General features: G+C 71.1%; 19 protein-coding genes. 5 read left to right on the top strand and 14 right to left on the bottom strand.

Annotation, left to right across the window (positions count from 1 at the left end):
• Nucleotides 1-439 precede the first annotated feature (439 nt).
• The 13 genes from ACU5E9_RS16765 to ACU5E9_RS16705 all read right to left on the bottom strand — a co-directional run bounded on the left by ACU5E9_RS16765 (nt 440) and on the right by ACU5E9_RS16705 (nt 14,914).
• Nucleotides 440-1,387: an SDR family NAD(P)-dependent oxidoreductase gene (locus ACU5E9_RS16765; RefSeq protein ID WP_456811030.1), complete on the bottom strand. Its 948-nt coding sequence runs from the start codon at nt 1,385-1,387 to the stop codon at nt 440-442.
• Nucleotides 1,387-2,649: a thiolase family protein gene (locus tag ACU5E9_RS16760; RefSeq protein ID WP_456811029.1), complete on the bottom strand. Its 1,263-nt coding sequence runs from the start codon at nt 2,647-2,649 to the stop codon at nt 1,387-1,389. Before ACU5E9_RS16760 ends, ACU5E9_RS16765 begins: the two co-directional genes overlap by 1 nt.
• Nucleotides 2,650-2,717: 68 nt before the next feature.
• Nucleotides 2,718-3,356: a hypothetical protein gene (locus ACU5E9_RS16755; RefSeq protein WP_456811028.1), complete on the bottom strand. Its 639-nt coding sequence runs from the start codon at nt 3,354-3,356 to the stop codon at nt 2,718-2,720.
• A gap of 99 nt (nt 3,357-3,455) precedes the next feature.
• Nucleotides 3,456-4,724: an ammonium transporter gene (locus ACU5E9_RS16750; RefSeq protein WP_456811027.1), complete on the bottom strand. Its 1,269-nt coding sequence runs from the start codon at nt 4,722-4,724 to the stop codon at nt 3,456-3,458.
• A 189-nt stretch (nt 4,725-4,913) separates the two neighbouring features.
• Nucleotides 4,914-5,711: a TrmH family RNA methyltransferase gene (locus ACU5E9_RS16745; protein ID WP_456811026.1), complete on the bottom strand. Its 798-nt coding sequence runs from the start codon at nt 5,709-5,711 to the stop codon at nt 4,914-4,916.
• Between the two features lie 103 nt (nt 5,712-5,814).
• Complete coding sequence (locus ACU5E9_RS16740) at nt 5,815-7,296, bottom strand: NAD-dependent succinate-semialdehyde dehydrogenase (RefSeq protein ID WP_456811025.1); 1,482 nt, start codon at nt 7,294-7,296, stop codon at nt 5,815-5,817.
• 231 nt (nt 7,297-7,527) lie between these two features.
• Nucleotides 7,528-8,508, bottom strand: a complete 981-nt coding sequence (locus ACU5E9_RS16735) for an anti-sigma factor domain-containing protein (RefSeq protein ID WP_456811024.1) — start codon at nt 8,506-8,508, stop codon at nt 7,528-7,530.
• A complete protein-coding gene (locus ACU5E9_RS16730; RefSeq protein WP_456811023.1) occupies nt 8,495-9,070 on the bottom strand; it encodes an RNA polymerase sigma factor in 576 nt (191 codons plus the stop codon). Before ACU5E9_RS16730 ends, ACU5E9_RS16735 begins: the two co-directional genes overlap by 14 nt.
• 156 nt (nt 9,071-9,226) lie before the next feature.
• The gene (locus ACU5E9_RS16725; protein ID WP_456811022.1) at nt 9,227-9,937 is read right to left on the bottom strand and encodes a class F sortase; all 711 of its coding nucleotides are present in this window, start codon (nt 9,935-9,937) and stop codon (nt 9,227-9,229) included.
• Nucleotides 9,938-10,049: 112 nt separating this feature from the next.
• Nucleotides 10,050-10,880, bottom strand: coding sequence for a DUF4397 domain-containing protein (locus ACU5E9_RS16720; protein WP_456811021.1), 831 nt, complete (start codon nt 10,878-10,880; stop codon nt 10,050-10,052).
• 311 nt (nt 10,881-11,191) lie between these two features.
• The gene (locus ACU5E9_RS16715) at nt 11,192-11,785 is read right to left on the bottom strand and encodes an isochorismatase family protein (protein ID WP_456811020.1); all 594 of its coding nucleotides are present in this window, start codon (nt 11,783-11,785) and stop codon (nt 11,192-11,194) included.
• A gap of 26 nt (nt 11,786-11,811) precedes the next feature.
• Nucleotides 11,812-13,383 (bottom strand): D-alanyl-D-alanine carboxypeptidase/D-alanyl-D-alanine-endopeptidase, encoded by a 1,572-nt coding sequence (locus ACU5E9_RS16710; RefSeq protein ID WP_456811019.1) that lies wholly within the window; start codon nt 13,381-13,383, stop codon nt 11,812-11,814.
• A 544-nt stretch (nt 13,384-13,927) separates the two neighbouring features.
• Nucleotides 13,928-14,914 carry a Gfo/Idh/MocA family protein gene (locus ACU5E9_RS16705; RefSeq protein ID WP_456811018.1) on the bottom strand — a complete coding sequence of 329 codons (987 nt, stop codon included), beginning with the start codon at nt 14,912-14,914 and terminating at the stop codon, nt 13,928-13,930.
• A gap of 60 nt (nt 14,915-14,974) precedes the next feature.
• On the opposite strand from ACU5E9_RS16705, the gene ACU5E9_RS16700 reads away from it, so the two are divergent.
• Both ACU5E9_RS16700 and ACU5E9_RS16695 read left to right on the top strand, forming a co-directional pair.
• Complete coding sequence (locus ACU5E9_RS16700) at nt 14,975-15,172, top strand: multidrug transporter (RefSeq protein ID WP_456811017.1); 198 nt, start codon at nt 14,975-14,977, stop codon at nt 15,170-15,172.
• Between the two features lie 74 nt (nt 15,173-15,246).
• Nucleotides 15,247-15,465, top strand: coding sequence for a hypothetical protein (locus ACU5E9_RS16695; RefSeq protein ID WP_456811016.1), 219 nt, complete (start codon nt 15,247-15,249; stop codon nt 15,463-15,465).
• 9 nt (nt 15,466-15,474) lie between these two features.
• Here ACU5E9_RS16695 and ACU5E9_RS16690 read toward each other — a convergent pair whose 3' ends face one another.
• A complete protein-coding gene (locus tag ACU5E9_RS16690) occupies nt 15,475-16,221 on the bottom strand; it encodes an SGNH/GDSL hydrolase family protein (protein ID WP_456811015.1) in 747 nt (248 codons plus the stop codon).
• Nucleotides 16,222-16,334: 113 nt separating this feature from the next.
• On the opposite strand from ACU5E9_RS16690, the gene ACU5E9_RS16685 reads away from it, so the two are divergent.
• From ACU5E9_RS16685 to ACU5E9_RS16675, 3 genes are all read left to right on the top strand, one after another.
• Complete coding sequence (locus ACU5E9_RS16685) at nt 16,335-17,189, top strand: MurR/RpiR family transcriptional regulator (RefSeq protein ID WP_456811014.1); 855 nt, start codon at nt 16,335-16,337, stop codon at nt 17,187-17,189.
• Nucleotides 17,190-17,322: 133 nt separating this feature from the next.
• Nucleotides 17,323-18,021: a tyrosine-protein phosphatase gene (locus ACU5E9_RS16680; RefSeq protein WP_456811013.1), complete on the top strand. Its 699-nt coding sequence runs from the start codon at nt 17,323-17,325 to the stop codon at nt 18,019-18,021.
• A complete protein-coding gene (locus tag ACU5E9_RS16675; protein ID WP_456811012.1) occupies nt 18,014-18,820 on the top strand; it encodes a metallophosphoesterase in 807 nt (268 codons plus the stop codon). The genes ACU5E9_RS16680 and ACU5E9_RS16675 overlap by 8 nt, the downstream gene beginning before the upstream one ends.
• The last annotated feature ends 8 nt before the right edge of the window (nt 18,821-18,828 follow it).

Raw genomic sequence — 18,828 nt, 5'->3', positions numbered from 1 at the left:
ACCGCCGACCCTCGCGGCGTGGGAACGTGCTCGCAGTACGCGAAAGTGCTCGCGGCGTGCGAAATGTAGCTGGATTTCGCACGCCACGAGCATTAAGACACGCCACGAGCGTCATCGCGCTGCGGGACGGGCGAGCATCTGCCCGATATCGGCCCAGCGCACCTCTCCCGCGACCCGCGGAACGATCGCGGCGCAGGTTTGTGCTCGCGGCGCAGGTTAGTTCTCGCGGCGCAGGTTAGTTCTCGCGGCGCAGGTTGCGCTCACGGTGCAGGTTAATGCTGGCGGCGCAGGTTTGCGCTCGCGGCGCAGGTTTGTGCTCGCGGCGCGGGTTAGAACATGCGCCACCGTGAATAACCTGTGCCGCGAGGAATAGGGTGCGCCGCGAGCGGGCAGACCGCCGGGTCGGGGGCGACGCCAACCGGGGCGGGGCCGCGGGACTCTACTGGGGGGCCATTCGGATGGCGCCGTCGAGGCGGATGGTCTCGCCGTTGAGCATGGAGTTTTCTACGATGTGGCGCACGAGGGCGGCGTACTCCGCCGGGTCGCCCAACCGGGCGGGATGCGGCACCTGCTCCCCGAGCGACGCGCGGGCCTCGGCGGGCAGGCCCTGCAGCAGCGGGGTGTCGAACAGGCCCGGCGCGATGGTCATGACACGGATCAGTGAGCGCGCGAACTCCCTGGCCAGCGGGAGGGTCATCGCCGCGACCCCACCCTTCGACGCGGCATACGCGGCTTGGCCGATCTGGCCGTCGAAGGCCGCCACGGATGCGGTGTTCACGATGACGCCGCGCTCGGGGGTGCCGCCGATTCGGCCAGCGGGCGGTACCGTGCCGGCGGGGGTGGCGGCGCCGGGGGTAGCGCTGCCGGAGGGATTGGCGCCGAGGGGGACAGCACCGACGGGGTCGGTGGCCTGCATTGCGGCGGCGGCCAGGCGCACCACGTTGAAGGTGCCGAGCAGGTTGATCCGGAGCACGCGCTCGAAGTCGGCCAGGGGCATCGGGCCCTGTCGGCCGACGGTGCGGGCGGCCGGCGCGATGCCCGCGCAGTTCACCACGATCCGGAGCGGTGCCAAGGCGGTGGCGGCATCCACCGCGGCCTGCACATCGGCCTCCACGGTTACATCCCCCGCGAGGAATATAGCCGCGGCGGGCTCGCGGGGAGCAGCGCGGCGCCCGGCGGCGAGCTCATTCGGGGCCTCAGCGCCGCTCGTGGAATCAGCCTCTGACCGCGCCAGCGCGTTCAGTTCCGCGGCCCGTTCCGCCCCGGCCGAACTGGACAGGTCGAATAGCACGACGTGCGCGCCGGCCTCATGCAGCGCCCGGGCGGTGGCCAGGCCGAGGCCGGAGGCGGCGCCGGTGACGAGGGCGGAGCATCCGTCGATGCGCATCAGAGCCGTTCGATGATGGTGGCGTTGGCCATGCCGCCGCCCTCGCACATGGTCTGCAGGCCGTAGCGGCCGCCGCCGGCTTCGAGGCTGCCGAGCAGGGTGCCGAGCAGCCGGGTGCCGGAGGAGCCCAGCGCGTGGCCGAGGGCGATCGCGCCGCCGTTCGCGTTGAGCTTGTCGAGGTCGGCGTGCAGTTCGCGCTGCCAGACCAGGGGCACGCAGGCGAACGCCTCGTTCACCTCATAGGCGTCGAGGTCGTCGATGCCGAGGCCGGTGCGGGCCAGGATGCGCCGGGTGGCGGGGATCACACCGGTGAGCATCAGCAGCGGGTCGCTGCCGGTGACCGCGAAGCTGTGGAACCGGGCCCGCGGGGTGAGGCCGAGTGCGGCGGCGCGGTCGGCGCTCATGATCAGCGCGGCGGATGCACCGTCGGTGAGCGGGGAGGAGTTTCCAGCGGTGATCTGCCAGTTCACCTCGGGGAATCGGACGGCGAGCTCGTCGGTGCGGAACGCGAGTGGCAGGTCGGCGAGTGTCTCGACGGTGCTGCGGCGCCGGATGGTCTCGTCACCGATCACCTGCCGGCCGTCGGGGAGGGTCACGGGCAGCAGGTCGGCGGCGAAGGCGCCGCGGTCTGCTGCGGCGGCGGCGAGCCGGTGCGATCGGGCGGAGTACTCGTCGAGCTCAGCGCGGGTGAGGCCCCATTTGGCGCTGATCAGCTCGGCGGCGACCCCCTGGCCCACCAGGCCCTGCGGGTACCGTTCATGCATGAAGCGGCCGTGCGGGTCCTGGCTGGCGATCGCCGACCAGGCGGTGGGCGAGCCCCAACCCTCGGTGCGGCCGGCCGCGTCGGAACCGCCGGCCGGGACCGGTCCCCCGGCGGAGCCGAGCGGCACCCGGCTCATCGACTCGACGCCGCACGCGATGACGATGTCGTAGCTGCCGGCGAGCACGCCCTGCGCGGCGAAGGTGGCGGCCTGCTGGCTGGAGCCGCACTGCCGGTCGATGGTGGTGCCGGGCACCGAGTCGGGGAACCCGGCGCTGAGCAGCGCGGTGCGGGTGATGTTGGTGCTCTGTTCGCCGACCTGGGTGAGGCATCCGCCGATCACGTCGTCGACCAGCGCCGGGTCGAGGTCATTGCGGCTGACCAGGTCTTTCAGCACCCCCGCGAGCAGGTCGACGGGGTGCACCTCGGTGAGCGCCCCGCCGGGCTTTCCGCGTCCGGAGGGCGTGCGTACAACATCGACGATGACAGCATCATTGCTCATGCCCATAGCCTAGGCTCGCGCGCCCAGGCCCGCGGCCCACATCCGGGTGCGCGCGTCGGCGGCCGGTGTCAGACCGGGTCGGGTGCGCCGGACGTCTCGTCGTCGAACCCGGGCCGGTGCACGGTGAGCAGGTGAGCGGTCGAGGCGCTCGGGCGGTAGCGCAGCGCCGGGTCCAGCAGGAGCGCCGAGCCCTGGTCCGCCTCGGCGCCGTCCAGCTTCACCGTGCCGCGCAGGGCGATCAGCACCTGCGCTTCGGCGGGCAGTTCAGCGTCGGCATCGACCGTGCGGATGACGAAGCCGGGCGGGTCGTCGGCGCCGACGTAGGTGAGCACGAGGAGAGAACTCGCCCCGGGCGGACGCAGTTTGGGTCGTTCGAAGAGCAGGGTGGACGACAGCACGGGCAGGACGTGGTCGCGGCGGAGCACCCGGCTCGCCTCCGCGGTGCGCACGGCCACCTGCGGCCCGGCGAGACCGACCACGAAGTGGTGGGTGCCGGCGGGTCCGACGAGCAACCCGGTGGAGTCCTTGATCTCGACCACGCGGAGTAACCAGCGCAGGTTCAGCTCGTTGTCCAGGTCGGCCCAGACCTCCCGGGCACTGCCCCGGCCCTGGTCCAGCGGCTGGCGGGGAAGGTCGGAGAACTGGATGCTGCGCGGCGCCGTCCGTTGCTCGTCGACGCCGTCGTCCTCGTCCGCGGCGAGGCTCATGCTGTGCCGCCGCGGGTGGGCGCAGACACAGAAATGTGCTGGATGGTAAGCACTTCCACCATCCAGCACATCTCGGTGTTACTCGGAATTCGGTCTGACTCAGGCCTTGGCGTCGGTGAGGACGTAGCCCTCTTCGCCGTGCATGACGGAGTCGATGCCGGCGATCTCGTCCTCGTTCTTCACGCGGAAGCCGATGGTCTTCTCGATGGCGAAGGCGATGATGAAGGCGAGTACGAAGGAGTAGATCAGCACGGAGAAGGCTGCGATCGCCTGGACGAGCAGCTGAGTGCCGTCGCCGCCCAGGAAGAGGCCGGTGCCGTTGGCGAAGAAGCCCAGGTAGAGGGTACCGATGAGGCCACCGACGAGGTGGATGCCCACGACGTCGAGCGAGTCATCGAAGCCCAGCTTGAACTTGAGGTCGACAGCGATGGCGCAGACCGCACCGGCGATGACGCCGAGCAGGATCGCCCAGATCGGCTGCAGCGAGCCACAGGCCGGGGTGATCGCAACTAGGCCGGCGACGGCTCCGGATGCGGCGCCGACCGAGGTCGGCTTGCCGTCGCGAACCTTCTCGACCACGAGCCAGGCCAGCAGGGCTGCGGACGGGGCCGCAATCGTGTTGACGAAGGCGAGGGCCGCGGTGCCGTCAGCGGCAAGCTCGGAGCCGGCGTTGAAGCCGAACCAGCCGAACCAGAGGAGACCGGCGCCGAGGAGGACGAACGGCGGGTTGTGCGGGACGTGAACGCCCTTGGAGAAGCCGACGCGCTTGCCGAGAACCAGGGCGAGGGCGAGAGCTGCGGCACCGGCGTTGATGTGCACCGCGGTTCCACCGGCGAAGTCGATCGCGCCGAGGCCGAAGACGTCCTGCAGGCCGTGGGTGATCCAGCCGCCGTAGGCGAAGCTGCCGTCTTCGGCGAGGCCGAAGTTGAAGACCCAGCTGGCAACGGGGAAGTAGACGACGGTCGCCCAGATCGCGGCGAAGATCATCCAGGAGCCGAACTTGGCGCGGTCGGCGATGGCGCCGGAGATCAGCGCGACGGTGATGATGGCGAAGGTGGCCTGGAAGGCGACGAAGGCCAGCGGCGGGTAAGCCGCGCCCTCCGGGATTTCCAGGGCGGCGGTCAGGCCGATGTTCGACCAGTCGATCGCCCACGGCGCCACGGTTCCTTCGGAGCCGGGGAACGCAATCGCGTAGCCGTAGATGACCCAGAGCACTCCGATGAGCCCGAGGGCTCCGAAGCTCATCATCATCATGCTGATGACGCTCTTGGCCTTGACCAGTCCACCGTAGAAGAACGCGAGTCCTGGAGTCATGAGCAGCACAAACGCTGCGGACAGCAGAATGAAAGTCGTATTACCTTGATCCACTTGAAACACCTCTCTGCACGGACGCAGGGGCTCGCGTCGGGTAAATCACAGATTGCCAGCGGTGTGTTTCCCCCTCAGCAACACTTTGTTTCCGGCATGTTCCAGAGTGCGCCGTTGTGTAAACAACAGATGACGGCGAGCTCCCGGTTCGCTGGAATTCAGCCGAGATCGAGGTGGCGGTCGCGCCGCTCAGCCGGAGAGGGCCCACATCGCGACGGCGCTGGCCGCGGCCACGTTGAGGGAATCAATGCCGTGCTTCATCGGGATCTGCACCACGGAGTCCGACGCCGCGAGCGCCTCCTGGGTGAGCCCCTCCCCCTCGGCGCCGAGCAGCAACGCCAGCCGCTCGTGCTGCTCGCCGTGGAAGTCGCGCAGGCTCACTGCATCCGCCGTGAGCGCCAGCGCGGCGACGTGGAAGCCGTGCTCGTCGAGCAGCCGCCGGGTGCTGGCCCAGTCGCCGACCCGAGTCCACGGCACCTGCAGCACGGTGCCCATCGACACCCGGATGGCGCGGCGGTAGAACGGGTCGGAGCAGCGCGGGGTGACCAGGATCGCGTCGGCCCCGATGGCGCCGGCAGAGCGGAAGATGGCGCCCACGTTGGTGGGGTCGGTGACGTTCTCGAGAATCAGGATGCGCCGGGCGCCCGCCAGCAGCGCCGCCGGCTCGGGCAGGGCGGGGCGGTGCATCGCGGCGATCAGGCCGCGGTGCAGCACGTAGCCGGTGAGCTCGGTGAGCAGCTCGCCCGTGCCCACGAACACCGGCACGTCGTCACCGACCAGCGCGACCGCCTCGTCGAGGGTGTTGGGCAGGGTGAGCACCGACCGGGGGCGGTGCCCGGCGCGCAGTGCCCGCTCGAGCACGAGGGCCGACTCGGCGATGTACAGCCCGTGCTCGGTGTCGCGCGCCTTCTTGAGCGCCACATCCGTCGCCTGGTTGTAGTCGCTCAACCGGGCATCGCTCAAATCGGAGATCTCAAAAACGGGCACCCTTGAGCTTAACGACGCCGCCACGGCTCGCGAGCCGTGAGCGTGACCCCGGAATTCGCGTGTTTTCGGGGTTTAGCTCACGGCTCGCGGATGCATGGTGGGGTCAGTCGTAGTCGAGGAAGGGGTCGGGGGTGAGGGTGTATTTGGTGGAGAGATACTCGTGGATGCCCTCGGCGCCGCCCTCCCGGCCCAGGCCGGACTGCTTCACCCCGCCGAACGGGGCGGCGGCGTTGGAGACCACACCCATGTTCAGGCCCATCATGCCGGTCTGCAGGCGTTCGATCATCCGCTGCCCGCGTGCGAGGTCCCGGGTGAACACGTAGCTGACCAGCCCGTATTCGGTGTCGTTGGCGATGCGCACTGCGTCGTCCTCGTCGTCGAACGGGATGATCGACAGCACCGGGCCGAAGATCTCTTCGCGCAGGATGTCGCTGCCCGGCTTCACGCCGGTGATCACGGTGGGCTCGTAGAACGTGCCCACACCCTCCACGGCGTGTCCGCCGGTGAGCAGGGTCGCGCCGCGGCCGAGCGCATCCTGCACCAGGGTGTCGGCCTTGGTGACGGCGTCGGCGTTGATGAGCGGGCCGATCTTGACGCCGCTGACGGTGCCGCGACCCACGGTGAACTCGGTGACGGCGTGGGTGACCCGGCGGGCGAACTCGTCGGCGACGGAGGCCTGCACGATGAACCGGTTCGCGGCGGTGCAGGCCTGGCCCACGTTGCGGAACTTCGCGGCCAGGGCGCCCTCGACGGCGCGGTCCATGTCGGCGTCCTCGAAGACCAGGAACGGGGCGTTGCCGCCGAGCTCCATCGAGGTGCGCAGCACGTTCTGCGCGGACTGGGCGATGAGCTTCTGGCCGACCCCGGTGGAGCCCGTGAAGCTGAGCTTGCGGAGCCGCGGGTCGGCGATGATCGGGCCGGACACATCCGCCGAGGTGGAGGTGGTGAGCACGTTGACGACGCCGGCGGGCAGGCCGACCTCCTCGAACAGCTTCACCAGGTAGAGGGTGGTGAGCGGGGTGAGCTCGGCAGGCTTGATCACCACGGTGCAGCCGGCGGCGAGCGCCGGGGCGATCTTGCGGGTCGCCATCGCGAGCGGGAAGTTCCACGGAGTGATCAGGAAACTGGGACCGACCGGGTGCTGCGACACGATCATCCGCCCCGTGCCCTCGGGGTTGGTGCCGTACCGGCCGGAGATGCGCACGGCCTCCTCGCTGAACCAGCGCAGGAATTCGCCGCCGTAGGTGACCTCACCGTAGGACTCGGCGAGCGGCTTGCCCATCTCCAGGGTCATCAGCAGCGCGAACTCGTGCCGGCGCTCGTGCAGCAGGTCGAAGCTGCGGCGCAGGATCTCGCCGCGCACCCGGGGCGGCGTCGCGGCCCAGGCATCCTGTGCGTCGGCGGCGGCGGCCAGGGCGGCCAGGCCATCGGCAACTCCGGCGTCGGCGATGGTCTTGATCACCTTGCCCGTGGCCGGATCGTGCACGGTGAGGGTGCTCCCGTCGGCGGCGGGCACCCACTGCCCGTTGATGTATAGCTCGTTGGGTACGTGCTGGAGCAACTCTGCTTCGGTTACGTGCGCCACAAATGCCTCCTGTGAAGTCGTCGACTCCAAATGTACCCGCGTACCGGGATCCTCCTCCGAGATCGCTCCCGCGTGGCCGGTCGACCCTGCGCAACGCACCCCATCGCCGGTCGAGCTCGTCGAGACCCCGTGACCACCTCTGCCGCCGTGAGCGAGGCCGGCTCGCGCGGTCTCGACAGGCTCGACCAACGAGAGAAGGCGTTTTCGAGGCCGGCTCGCGTCGCGGATGGGCTACAGATTCTGCAGGGTGCCGCGCACGATCGAATCGCCGGAGTGGGCCGGGTTGCCGTCGGCCGGTTCCTCGGAGACGTCCACCACGGGGTATTCGGCCAGGTCGACCCCGGCCGGGATGCTGAACCGGCCGGACGCCCCGTCGAGCAGCCCGAGGCTCACCAGGCCGGATGCATCGGCCGTGAGCAACCACACCTCGCGCAGGCCGCCGGCGCTCTGCTCGGCGGTGAGGTCGACCACGACGTCTCGACGCCCGTCCGCGGTCTCCTCCACGGATGCGCTGCCGCTCGCGGTCCAGCCCGGCAGGGCATCGAGCTGGGCCTCGGCGATCACCGGCTCCGGCGCCGGGGCGCGCGTCGACTGCCACCAGGCCCCGCCCGCGATCCCGCCGACGAGGCCCACGGCGCAGGCCGCGGCCGCCACCGGCAGCCAAGCCCGCCGGCGCCGGGCGGGCAGGTCGACGACGGGTGCCAGCGGGCGCGCCGCCGCGGTCGGCGCAACCCCCGCTGCGTCACGGGCTCGAGTGTCCTCACCGTGCGGTATCGCCGGCGGGCCCGGCACCTCGCCCGCGGGCAGCTCGGTTGGCATCATCGGGCCGGGGGTCGAGCCGGCGGCACGGCTCGGCGCGGGAGCCGCGTCGCTGCCCCGGGCATCCTCATCGGCGGCGTTTTGCGCCCAGGCATCAGCATCCGCCATCTCGCTGCCGGCGAGGCCGGCAGGGTCGGCGAGGTCGCCCAGTCGCGGGGGTGCGGCCACGGTGTCGGAGAGGCCGAGGGCGGCGTGAATGCGCCCCCACACCGCATCCGCCGGCTCGACCAGGTCGACGCTGCCGGCGGTGCGGCCGATCAGCACGGTGCGGCGCAGCGCATCGAGGTCACCGGCGCACCCGGGGCAGGCGGCCAGGTGCTCGGTCTCGGCGGCGCTGAGTTCAAGCTCGGCGAGCGCGACGAGGGCGAGCGTGTCACGGTCAAGATGCGTCATCGTTCGCCTCCAATCGGGTGCGCAACCGGGTGAGGCTGCGGCGGATGTGACTCTTCACGGTGCCGAGCGGCAATCCGAGGGTATCGGCGATCTGCACGTGGGTGAGGTCGTCGTAGAACGCCAGCCGCATCACCTTCTGCGGCACCGGTTCCAGCCGGTTGAGCTCCTCGCCGAGCAGCAGCCGTTCGGCCACATCGGCGGACTCATCGACCGTGTAACCCTCGGCGTCGTCGACGAGGGTCTGTTCCAGGCGGCGCCGGCGGGCCCGGGCTTCGTGCGCGTCGGCGATGTTGTGCCGGGCGATCCCGACGATCCAGGCCGGCAACGCGGCCCGGTCAGGGTCGAAGCCGCCTCTCCCCCGCCACGCGGCGATGAACACTTTCTGGGTGACGTCCTCGGCCTCGCCGGTGTCGCCCAGCGACCGCACCGCCAGGGTGTAGACCAGCGCCGACCAGCGCGCGTAGGCCTCGGCGAGCGCCCGCTCGTCGCCCGCGCGGAAGCCGGCGACCAGGCTGGCCAGGTCGGGGTCTCTGTCGGTGCTGTTCGCGTAGGGTGCGCTCACGTGGACGTGCTGCCTCCGGGATCGGTCACGCGTCGTGCCGGTGTCCATCTCAGTGCTCGCGGTCCGGCCGGGCCGGCCCGCAGGTGCGACCAGCATAACCATGCCCGGCCGATCCGGGCATGCCCCGTTCGGGCACTCCGTTCTCGGGCTCCCGCGTCATGGTGCCGGCACCGCCGTCACGATCACGTTGGAGAGGTAGCGCCGGGCGTCGTAGTCGAATTCGCCGCCGCAGGTCACCAGCGTCAGGCGCGGCTCCCCCGTCCGGTCGAAGACGCCGGCCCAGTCCACCGCCGGTTTTTCCACCGTGTTGATGGATGCGATCGTGTAGCGGTGCGTGGCGCCATCGGCCGTGGTCAGGGTGATTTCGGTGCCCGCCGGGGCGTTGGCGAGTTCGGCGAACGGTCCGAGATCGTAGATCAGGGAGTCGACATGCGCGGCGACGACGGTGGCACCGGCGGGGCTGCTCGGCGCCGGGCCGTACCGGTACCAGGCGGCCACCGCCGGGTTCGCCGGCAGAGCCATGGCGTCGCCGTCCAGACCCACGGCCTCGATCGGCATGTCGATGCCCAGAGCGCCGACCTGCACCCGTACCGGTGCGCTGGCCGGAGCGGGCTGCCCGGCCAGGTCGGTGGACTGTCGGGGCACCTCCGGCACCGCGGACGGTGATGGAGTCGGCGACGCTGGGGTGGCGGATGCGGAGCCGCCCGGTTCCGGGGCGCTGCCACTGTCGGTGGCGGATGCGGAGCCGCCCGGGCCGGAGCCGGAGGCAGGATCAGTGCCGGCCGGTCCGCCCGCGGCGGCGCCGCATCCGCTGAGCAGGAGGCCCACCAACAGGCCGCCCGCCACGGCCGGGCCGAGGGGGAGCACACGATCTCCCCATCGGCCCGGCCTGCGGTGCCGCGCCTCGCGCGCGGCGCGGGACACGGTGCTCCACCCGAACAGGTTCACCGTGACCCGCCGTCTCAATCCCGGCCGCCGGTCAGTGCCGCGTCTCAACGCGTCGGGTGCCGTAGACCGCCGCCGCGCTGATGCCCAGCACCAGCGCGAGGGCCGCGCCGCCGAACCACCAGCCGGTGGTGTCCGCGGGCTGGTTCGTCGCCACCAGGCCGGCATTGCCGGCGGGGATGCTGCCCGGGTTGGAGTGCAGCCCGCCGACCGTCTGCACGGCGAGCGCCAGGTTGCTGTCTTCGAGGCTGCCCCAGGCGTACACGATGGTGTTCGTGCCCTCGGCCACGTTCACGTCAGCCGGGCCGATCACCGGGTCGGTGGTGCCCGTCGCCGCGACCGACGCCGACACCGTTCCGGCCGGCAGGGTCAGCAGTGACTCGTTCGGGTTGGCCAGGTTCGTGATCACGGCCGCGCCGCCGGCGAGGACGTCCACGGCGGGGGCCGCGGCGACGTGCCGCACGGTCAGCCGGCCCTCGCCGGCCCCCACCGTGCTGATGTCGTTGGTGAACAGGGTCGCGGTCGGCTCCCCCTGCGCGTCCAGGTGGGCGGCCGCGGTGTAGTTCTTCCCGGCCTCCAACGGCAGGTCGACCGGGCCGATGGCGGGAGCGCTGGCGTCGGCGGCATCCGAGGCGGTGATCGCCACGGTATAGGTGCCCGGCGGCAGCTCGAGCGGGCCGGCGAGATCGCCGGGGGCGAAGTTGTCCAGGGTGAGCTCGTTGTTGACGTACACATCAACGGTGAGGTCAGGCACCCCGTGCAGCACGGACAGTTGGGCGGTGTCGTCGGCGGCGTGCGCCGGTGCGATCCCCGCCAGGGCGACAAGGGCGCCGGCTGCGACGCCGACGGCAATGGTCTTGCGCATGGTTTCCTCCAGTCAGTCGAACGAGAGTGGGAACCTGTCGGTTTCCCGTTACCCGTTACTTCCGGAGGACACCCCGATTCGGATGCACCCGCATCGAAAAAAGTTCGCCGGGATGCCGCATCCGCCCGCGGGCGCGGTGAGCGCGGTGGGCGCCGTGAGCGCGGTGGCCTGGTGCATAACTCCTGCTGGATTTCGGCGCGGGGGTGCACTCCCGCGTCTTTCCGGCATCCGCTAACGGTCGAACTGGAAATTGCAGGAGTTATGCAACGGGGCCCGGTCTACCGGGCGCGGATGCGCAGGGCCGGGCGGGACTAGTGGGTGACGGCGTCGGTGGTGGTGAGCACCGCGCCGGCGTGGGCCAGCTCGGCCAGCGCCTGCTCACTGGATTCGGCCGCGACCCCGGCGACGAGGTCGGTGAACACCCGCACGTGCTGGCCGTGCTCGAGGGCGTCGAGGCCGGAGGCGCGCACGCAGTAGTCGGTGGCGAGGCCGACCAGGTCGACATCCGTCACCCCGGCGGCGATGAGCAGCTCGCCGAATTTCTCGCCGTTCGCGTCGATGCCGTCGAAGATCGAGTACCCGGGCTGGCCCTGGCCCTTGAGGATGTGCACGGTCGTCCCCGGCAGTTCCAACGCCGGGTGGTACTGGGCGCCGAGGGTGTCGGCGACGCAGTGCACGGGCCAGGTGTCGATGAAGTCAGGTTCGGTGTCCACGGCGAAGTGGCCGTTATTGCCGCCCTCGGCGTCGTGCCAGTCGCGGGACGCGTAGATGTGCTCGTAACTTTGCGCCTGCGCCATGAGCAGTGCGCTGATCGCCCCGGCCACGGCGGCGCCGCCGGTCACCGGCAGGGCGCCGCCCTCGGTGAAGTCGTTCTGAACGTCGATGATGATCAGTGCGCGGGTCACGGAAGCACTCCTGTCGGTTGTGAATTTCAGTTGTTCGAGAGGTTGTTCCCGCAGCGGAAGAACCCCGTCGTGATGGTATCGATCGCCTGCTTCGCATTATCGCCCACATCCCCCAGCGCGTATACGGCGAAGGTGAGCGTGCTGCCGTCCTGCGCGCGGATGACGCCGGCGAGGGTGTAGCCGGTGTCGATCCAGCCGGTCTTGGCGAAGACCGCACCATCGGCATCCGCGTTGGCGCCGGAGAACCGGTCGCTGTAGGACAGCGAGCCAGAGGGGCCGCCGGCGATGGGCAGGCCGTCGAAGATCTCGCCGAGGCTGCCCTCCCTGGCGTTGATCTGCCGGAACAGTTTGGTGAGGTAGGCCGGCGGCACGGCGTTGTTGTCGGAGAGGCCGGAGCCGTCGGTGATGAGGATGCCGGTGGTGTCGATGCCGTACTCGGCCAGGCCCGCGAGCACGGCGGGCTGGATGGCGGCGAAGGTGTTGCCGGTGCCGGACTCCACCGCCACGAGCCGGGCCAGCATCTCGGCGAGGGCGTTGTCGGACACGATCAGGGACTGCTTGATCAGCACGCCGACCGGCTGGGACTGCACGGCGGCGAGCTGCTCGGCGCCGTCCGGGGCGGTGCCGACGCTCACGTCGACGTCGCCGCCGAGCTCGTCGGCGAACGCGGCGCCGGCCTGGGCGACCGGGTCATCGCTGCGTGGGGAGGTGCTGCTGTACGGGTCGTCCCTGGCGCCGTCGACCTGCAGCGCGGTGATCGGCGGCATGTAACCCTGGGTCTGTTCCTTGCGGTCCCAGCTGGGTTCCCAGGCCGGGTCGCCGAAGTAGCTGGAGTCCAGCACCACCGAGGTGATCGGGGTGTCGCCCATCGCGGCGCGGGCCTGTTCGGCGAGGTCGTCGAGGTGCGCGGCGCCCTCGTAGAACGGTTCGTCGCCGGTGGGGGTGCCCGACAGGGTGAGGTCGCCGCCGCCGACGAGCACCACCTGGCCGGGTTCGGTTCCGGCCACGACGGTGGTGGTGGCCCGGTAGTCGGCGCCGAGCACGCTCAGCGCGGCCGCGGAGGTGAGCACCTTGAGCACGCTGGCGGCGCGGGAAGCGGTGTCGCCGCCCCGGTCGAAGAGCACCTCGCCGGTGTCGGCGTTCACGACCTGCGCCTGGAACTCGCCCAGCCGGGAGTCCTCGGCCAGGCCCGCCACCGAGCAGGTGCGGAGCGGGCTGGCGGCGGTGTCCGCCGTCGGGCCGGGCCGGGCTGCGGGGGTCGTGGGTTCCGGGGTGGGGGTTGCGGCGGGCGTGGCCGTGGCGGTCGGTGCGGCCGCAACGGATGCGGGGGCGCTGCCTCCGGTGGACGCGCCGGCCCAGACGGCGCCGCCGCCCAGCAGCACGAAGGCCACGGCTGCGGCCACGAGCGCGCGCCAGCGGCCGCCGGCGCCGGGCCCGGCCGGGGTGGACGCGGGTGTGGCGCCCGCAGCCAGCGCTGCACCCGCGCTGGGTACGGCATCCGTCGCGGCCGAGTGCGCACCGAGGAGCTCGGTCGGCTGGTCGGACGATGCCGCGGAGGGGGCGCCCGGGTCGGGCACCGACGGGTCTGGTGTATCCACCCCGATACTTTAGCGACCAAGGGTGTGAGCCCGGCCAGAGCCCCGATGCGCCTCCACGTGCCACGGGTGCTGGCCCGGCTTTGGAGTGCTGACCGCACTCGGTAGCGCTCACGGCACGAGGTGGTGCCCGCGGCACTAGTTGATCCTCGCGGCACGTGTACGAACACCTGCCGCTGGGCGCAACACGTGCCGCGGGCACCGCGCGCGCCATCCGCGCAGCACGTCCGCGCTACGTGGCGCGGGTCAGGCGGTGGGTCGGTGCCCGCGGCACTAGTTGATCCTCGCGGCACGTGTACGAACACCTGCCGCTGGGCGCAACACGTGCCCCGAGCACCGCGCACGCCGCGGCATCCGTGCGCCGGCACCTCGCGGCGTGGGAAAGTGCTCGCGGCGTGCGATAGGGCTCGCGGCGTGCGATAGGGCTCGCGGCGTGCGATGTTGCGCGCTTTTTCGCGTGCGGCGAGTGTTTTTACACGCTGCGAGCATTTTGGGCCGCCGCGAGGGGTCGCGCACGCCGCGAGCGACGCGCACGCGACCCGCGGGGCTACTCGCCGGGGTAGACCAGGCCGATCTGGGCGCGGATCTCGTCGAGGGTCTCCATGATCTGCACCGACTCCGTCACAGTGAGCAGCTCGCTGGTGATCAGGCCCGCCGCCACCAGGCGTTCGGCTTCGAGGGCCTGGAAGTGCATGCCCCGGCCGGTGAACTCGGGTGTCGTGTAGGTCTCGACGAGCTCGTTGGCGCTGGTGTACACGCGGAAGGTGGTGGGCGAGTACCAGACCGCGTCGATGTCGATCCGGCCCTCGGTGCCGAGGATGCTGGCCGTGTTCGGTCCCTTGGCGTCACTCGCCGAGATGAGGGAGGCGATCTGGCCGCCTGCGTAGCGGAAGATCGTGGCGATCTGCGCATCCGCCCCGGTGTCCTTGAACGTGGCCGAGGCGAGCACCGTCTCCGGCTGGCCGAACAGGGCCGACGCGAAGGAGACCGGGTAGATGCCCAGGTCGAGCAGCGCGCCGCCGCCCAGCGCCAGGTCGTTGATGCGGTGGCTGGGGTCGTCGGGCAGGTCCTGCGTGTGGTCGGCGATCAGGCTGCGCACGTCACCGAGGGAGCCGGCGGCGAGGATCTCGCGGATGCGGGCCATGTGCGGCAGGAACCGCGTCCACATGGCCTCGAGCAGCAGCAGGTTCTTGCTCTCGGCGAGCGCCACCAGCAGTCGCGCCTCCCCCGCGTTGACGGTGAGCGGCTTCTCCACCAGCACGTGCTTGCCGGCCTCGAGGGCGAGCGTGGCGTGGGCCACGTGGAACGGGTGCGGGGTGGCCACGTAGATGATGTCCACGTCCGGGTCGGCGGCGAGGGCCTCGTAGCTCGGGTGCGCGGTGGGGATGCCGAACTCGGCGGCGAACGCATCCGCACCGGCCTGGCTGCGGGAGCCGACGGCCTGCACGGTGAACCCGTTCTTCACGAGATCGCCGGCGAATTGGTGGGCGATTCCGCCCGTGGCCAGGATTCCCCAGCGGAGTGCATCAGTCATGCTGCGAGCCTAGCGAACCGTTACGGCGGCGCTCAAGAATCACATGATATTGTGCCGGTCATGACTGAAAAAGACCCGGCCGACAAGTCGTTCGACGAGAAGCGCCACGATCAGCTGACGACCGCGCCCAAGGCCGATGAGGGGGATGCCGCCCCGCGCGTGACCGTGGAAGAAACCGACGACGGGGTGACCCGCATCGACATCGCCGACACCGCGGCCGTGCGACCCGGCAAGCCCGACGGCAAGACCGCACCGTAGCTCCGGGCTAGGCGCGGGAGAACCGTCACCCGGCGTTTGCCGGCCGGTCACCCGGCCTGCCTACGCTGGTGGCCGTGAGCGAGAATCTGCTTCTCCACCGCCGCGCGGCACCGCACCAGCGGGCCGTGCCGAGTCCCGTCGCCCCACCGCACCCCGCGGCCCCGGCCCCGGCCCAACCGGCCTTCCCCGCCCGCAACTCCCCGGTCGACCTGTTGTTCCGGGGGCTGTGGCAGCTGGTGGGCGTGTACGTGTTCGTGGTGCTCGTGGTCAAGGACCACAAGCTGCCGCGCTAGCTCCGCGGGTCAGTCCATGGTGTCGAGCACCCGGTTGGCGATCGCCTGGTGGCCGGCGTCGTTGACGTGCACATGGTCTGAGGCGATCATGTCCGGGTCGATCAGCGTCGGGTCGATCAGGCTCACGTAGTCGGCGTCCACGGTCTTCGCGACCGCCCGCACCCACTCATCGATCTTCGCGATCCGCGAGTCGTCCGGCTGCGGCAACGACGGGCCCACCGCGATGATCCGCGCCTCCGGCAGGCCCTCGCGGATCCGCTGATAGGTCTCGGTGATGGCGGCGTGCACAGCGTCCGGGTCGGCGTCGAACGCGGTCAGGTCGTTCTGCCCGCCGGAAATCACGACGATGTCGGGCTGCGCGGCCAGCACTTTGGGCACCCGCTCGAGGTACGGCGGGCAGTACTCCAGGCCGCAACCGCCCTCCCCGGCGTCGGTAACGAAACCGGTGCCACCTTGACCCTGGTTGACCTCGATCCAACCGGCGCTGCCCGCCACGAGCGTCGACCACCGGAGCGACTGCTTCGAGGCACCCCAGCCCTTTGTGTAGGAGTCGCCGAGGAACACGGCCGTCGTGCCTGCGGCGTCGGCCGACGGCGCGGGCGACTCGGAGGCACTCCGCTCGCCGCTGCCCAGCGCGATCGCCGCCACCGTTCCGCCCACGGCGACCGCGAGCACCACCCCGGCCAGCAGCCACATAATCACCCGACGCCGGGTCGACCAGGCGCGGGAAAGGGGTTGCGCGCGCTCGGTATCCATCGCTCCAGCTTAGGAGCCCGGAGCTACCCGACATTTCCCGTTACGTCGGCATCACTATGCTGCCCACACCATCCCGCACCCGCTGATGCCCAGATCCTGCAACGGAGCACCCCATGGCCGACCTCCACCCCCTCCTGCCGCGGCTTGGCGACGGTACTGTTCTCGTGCGCGTTCGGGCGGCACTGCCGTTGCTGGGCCCGAGCGAGCGCCGGGTCGCCCAGGTGATCCTCGACCGGCCCGGGGCCGTCACCGAGTGGTCCACTGCCGAGCTCGCCGCCGAGGCCGGCACGTCCACGGCCACGGTGGTGCGCGCCTGCCAGAGCCTCGGCTTCCGCGGATTCCAACATCTGCGCCTCGAGGTGGCCAGGGCCGCACCAACCGCCCAAAGCGCTGCGCCCGACACGCATCCGCTCGCCCGGATCTTCGCCGACGCGACTGACGCCATCAGCCTGGGCCGGGACAGCGTGGACCTGGCCGCCCTCGACGCGGCCGTCGAGGTACTCGCCACCGCCCGCCGCCTCGTGCTCGTGGGCACCGGCTTCTCCGCACCGCCACTGCAGGATGCGGCCATGCGGTTCGCTACGCTCGGCCGGGCCGTCGAGGCTCCCAGTGACGTTCTCGGGCAGCAGTTCGCGGCGCGATCGCTCACCGGTGAAGACGCCTGCCTCACCGTGAGCTACTCCGGGGCGAACGCCCACACCCTGCGGGCCTGCCGGGCCGCGAAGGAGGGCGGGGCCAGGTTGATCGCCGTGACCAGCTTTGCCCGGTCCCCGCTCACCCAGCTCGCCGACATCAGCCTGGTCACCGGACCGGTCACCCGCACTCACGATGTCGACCCTTTCCTCAGCCGGCTGAGCCATCTGCTCGTGCTGCATGCCCTGCACAGTGCGCTGCACTCCCGCAGCACCGCCGGCGCCACGGCACCCATGCGCGCGGTCGTCGCCGAGGCGCTCATCGCCGACGAGTAGGCCGCTCATCGGGCATCGCCCGATGTTGTGGCGCCGGTCGCCTGTCGTCCACCGACCGTTTACCCGGCCCCCGCAACCTTGCTCTGTAACGACGTTTCATCGCCGATGAAACGCAGGAATCAGACGGGGCGGCATGTCAGGCATCACCATCGCAGGCAGCTACAACGCCCGCTGGAGCGACCACGCCAGAGACGGAGCACACCGTCTGGCGCGCTCCGCGGCGCTCGATGCCGTCGGCGCTGCAGGTGCGGCCCAGCTCGCAGCCCTCGGGGTGACCCTGGTGGTCGACCTGCGCGAAGACGGCGAGCGCGGCGCTATGCAGCACGGCATCCCGGTCGTGAGCGTGCCGCTGTACCGCCTCCCCGACGGGCCGCCGCTCACCGGCTCCCTCGAGCGGGTCTATGACTTCCTGCTCCGCGAACGCGGCGCCGAGCTCGCCACCGCCGTGGCCGCCATCGCGACCGCACCCGGCGCGGTGCTGGTGCATTGCACCGCCGGCAAGGACCGCACCGGCCTGGTCGTGGCGCTGGCCCTCCTCGCCGCCGGTCACAGTGAGGCGGATGTTGTGGCCGACTACGCCCTGTCGACCGGGGTCGTGCGCGCCCACCGGGCCGAGCACGCGCACACCGTGCTCGCCGGGCTCGGCCTCACCGACGAGGACCACCGCGACTCCCTGCGGCTGCACCTGGACAGCCCGCCCGCGGCCATGGAACATGCCCTGCGCACCCTCTGCGCTGAGGGCGGTGCGGAGGCATACCTGCGGCACCACGGCCTCACCGACGATCAGCTGCACGCGCTGCGTCACAGCCTGGCGGCGACCGCCCATGCGTGAGCCGTCGAAGTTCACCATCCTGCACCTCAGCGATGTGCACGCCACCGTCGGGGAGCTGCTCTACGGGCAGGTCGACGGTCTCGCCCGTCTGCGCCAGGTCGGCGACTACGTCGTGGCCGCGGGCGTCACCCCCGAAGCCGTGGTGGTCACCGGTGATCTCGTGCAGCGCGGACACTGGGCCGCCTACGACGAGGTCGACCAGGCGCTCACCGAACTGGGCGAGCGGGTGGGAGCACCGGTGTTCACGATCCTCGGCAACCACGACGCGCCGGCAGAGGCCCGCCGTCTGAGCGGCCATGCCGCCGGACACTACCGGGTGGTCACCGTCGGGGCGCTGCGCTTGGTGCTGCTGGATTCCAGCTCCGGCGCCCTCGATCCCGACCAGCGGGACTGGCTCGCCCGGACGCTCGCCGTCCCGTTCGGGATGGGGACCGTCGTGGCCGTGCACCACGCGCCGGTGCCGTCCCCACTGCCGACCCTGTCGAAGATCGGCCTGCGCGACCCGGCTCTGCTCGCCGAAGCCCTGCGCGGTTCCGATACCCGGCTCATCCTCGCCGGCCATTACCACCACCCGATGAATGCCCTTTTCCACGGCATCCCGGTCGCGGTGGGCCCGTCCCTCGCCTACCACCAGGTCATGAACGCCGGCCCGGCCACGGTGAGCGGGCACGATCTGGCGATGTTCTCGCTGGTGCAGCTCACCGCCGACCAGGTCAGCGCCGCACCGGTGAGCCTGCAGGCGGCGCATCCGCTCTTCACCACTCCCGTTTCCCCCTCCACCCACGCAGCACAACGATAAGGAACCCC

It is taken from the genome of Cryobacterium sp. AP23, assembly GCF_054075385.1.
The sequence above is the reverse complement of the archived record's forward strand: the minus strand, read 5'-3'. Positions and strand labels throughout refer to the sequence as shown.

Bases quoted from the DNA above. Each gene is read 5' to 3' on its own strand.
- ACU5E9_RS16765 (WP_456811030.1), bottom strand. From the start codon at position 1,387: ATGCGCATCGACGGATGCTCCGCCCTCGTCACCGGCGCCGCCTCCGGC.
- ACU5E9_RS16760 (WP_456811029.1), bottom strand. From the start codon at position 2,649: ATGAGCAATGATGCTGTCATCGTCGATGTTGTACGCACGCCCTCCGGA.
- ACU5E9_RS16755 (WP_456811028.1), bottom strand. From the start codon at position 3,356: ATGAGCCTCGCCGCGGACGAGGACGACGGCGTCGACGAGCAACGGACG.
- ACU5E9_RS16735 (WP_456811024.1), bottom strand. From the start codon at position 8,508: ATGACGCATCTTGACCGTGACACGCTCGCCCTCGTCGCGCTCGCCGAG.
- ACU5E9_RS16720 (WP_456811021.1), bottom strand. From the start codon at position 10,880: ATGCGCAAGACCATTGCCGTCGGCGTCGCAGCCGGCGCCCTTGTCGCC.
- ACU5E9_RS16705 (WP_456811018.1), bottom strand. From the start codon at position 14,914: ATGACTGATGCACTCCGCTGGGGAATCCTGGCCACGGGCGGAATCGCC.
- ACU5E9_RS16700 (WP_456811017.1), top strand. From the start codon at position 14,975: ATGACTGAAAAAGACCCGGCCGACAAGTCGTTCGACGAGAAGCGCCAC.
- ACU5E9_RS16690 (WP_456811015.1), bottom strand. From the start codon at position 16,221: ATGGATACCGAGCGCGCGCAACCCCTTTCCCGCGCCTGGTCGACCCGG.
- ACU5E9_RS16685 (WP_456811014.1), top strand. From the start codon at position 16,335: ATGGCCGACCTCCACCCCCTCCTGCCGCGGCTTGGCGACGGTACTGTT.
- ACU5E9_RS16680 (WP_456811013.1), top strand. From the start codon at position 17,323: ATGTCAGGCATCACCATCGCAGGCAGCTACAACGCCCGCTGGAGCGAC.
- ACU5E9_RS16675 (WP_456811012.1), top strand. From the start codon at position 18,014: ATGCGTGAGCCGTCGAAGTTCACCATCCTGCACCTCAGCGATGTGCAC.